At 34.1% G+C, this 2,159-nt stretch carries 2 protein-coding genes; both read left to right on the top strand.

All coding sequences use genetic code 11. From position 1 onward, the window contains the following. A partial coding sequence (locus MSI_RS14795; protein WP_039925072.1) for a hypothetical protein occupies positions 1-1,467 on the top strand: 1,467 nt, incomplete at its 5' end. Positions 1,468-1,996: 529 nt separating this feature from the next. Beyond that, a partial coding sequence (locus MSI_RS14420; protein ID WP_255324569.1) for an integrase core domain-containing protein occupies positions 1,997-2,159 on the top strand: 163 nt, incomplete at its 3' end.

Here is a 2,159-nt window from a genome sequence, read left to right on the forward strand (position 1 = left end):
GTAGATAATTCTATAAGCAATATTCTTGGTAAAAATTCCGAAACCCGGAAGATAGAAATTACACTTGAAGAAACGAATGATATTAATCAGGCAATTTATATTACCATCGAAGATTCTGGAATGGGATTTGAAAATCCAGAACAGGCATTTACTCTTGGTGCCATAGGATCAGATTCTGTGTTTAATGAACATGGTTTTGGCTGGAAGCAGGCCTTGTCGGCAGCAAATCCTGAAAACGATGCCTGGGAGATGTATTTACGTATTCCATCTTTATCAGATGAAAATAAGGTAATGCAGATAAAAGCTCCGTATGTAATTGGCAGACAGAAATACGAACTTGTAAACAGCAGAAAATATCCTGGACATGCATGGGGAAGAACATATATCAGGGTAAAATGCAATTTTATGTTGTTTCAGAATTTGATTGATGCTGAAGTTGCGGCCCGCTCTGATATGCGTTTTGACTTTGATAGTGTTGCGGATAGAATCTATGAAGATCTTGGATTTACATACTCAGAGGTTCTTGAGACTTGTAAAATACAATTAATTCTTACATTAAAACATTATAACGGTACAAAGGAACATCATGAAGTAACACCCTTAAAACCTATTTATAAAAGTTCCGTCCTGAAATTTACAAATGAAGAATTACATTTCGAATGTACTCAGGGTGCTATGGAAGCATTACCTGCAAGAATCCCTTTTAATAATAAATCTTCAAACCGCTATTACAAACAGAATATCACTTCGTCGGGTGTAGAAATCCGAATAAATGGAAGAGTAGTGGAGCATAATCTTTTTGAAGAAATTTATGGAACAAAGAATCATCCGACTTTTAATGACTGGCTGATACAGATAAATATTGTTTCAAATAATCGGGAAGATTTGCCGGCTACAAGAACAACAAAAAATGGATTCAGGGTAGGGGATGAACAGCTTTCAAAAATTTTCGGATGGCTGCGAAGAAATTTGAGACCAACCAAGAAGGGGTTAGAAAAACCTATTTCAGTAAATGAAACTGAGTTGAAAAGGAAACTGGCAGAAATTATAGAAAGTAATTTTTTCAGTGAAAAAGAATTGGATCTTAATATGCCTTCTCAGATAACGCAGCGGGAAGTTCCTTTATTCACCTCTATTTTGAAAGAGGGATATCCAAAGTGTGATCTTATGGTATCTACAGGAGAAAAAGTTTCGGTAATTGAAGCAAAGAAAAATGAAGCCAGTATTCCTGATTTATATCAGCTGATGATGTATTGTGATGGATATTTTTTTGATCATGGGGTTATGCCTGATGAGGCTATTATTGTTGCAAAAGAGTTTTCGGATCCATTCAGAAGGGTAGTTGCTTTATTGAATGAGCGTAACAAAAATAAATATCCGCCTTTTACTTGGAAATACTGGAATGAATATATGGAAAACTTTGAAGAAGTAATTCGTGATGAAAAGAAATTAAAAATGAAATATTGATTTAAAAAAGGCCTGTCAACACAGCGACCGACACGTGTCGGTTCAGAATTTTATTCTCACTTCGTTTAGAAAGAGCACACGTAGTGAGAATTTTTAGTATTTTTCGACCGACATGTGTCGGTTTTTCAATAAAACAAGCTATTAAAACGAAACGAAAAAAAAATAACCACTGACGGCAAGATAAAGAATTGTACCACAATCCGTTGTAATTTCCGCTAGTATCAAAAGTTATTTGTATTACATTATAGATTTCTGTAAATGGCTTCCTATTTTCTTCTATAAATAAACGTATTACACTACTATTTTTTCATTTTTACAGTGTTTTTGGCAGAATTTATACGCATAATTAAGAATTAATCTGTTTAGAATGGATTACGGGAAAAAGTCAAAAATTTCGTCTTTGTAATACCTTTGCTAAGTGACATCGTAGAACCGACACGTGTCGGTTGGCAAAGGATAATGGATAACTTCCAGAATAAGTTGAATTATCTAACGGCTTCTAATCTTAAAATAATGCAAAAATCGTAACGTGAAGCAGATTTTTTCAAGTCAAAGGAACGCGACCGATAACTTTTTTATTGAATCATTCAATCGTGTATTTCGTGATGAATATCTGAATGAAAACTATTTTTCGTCTTTGTCAGAGGCAAAACAAATAATTGAATCCTGCTGGATTGATTACAACGATAATC

Source organism: Treponema sp. JC4, assembly GCF_000260795.1.
Lineage (GTDB): Bacteria > Spirochaetota > Spirochaetia > Treponematales > Treponemataceae > Treponema_D.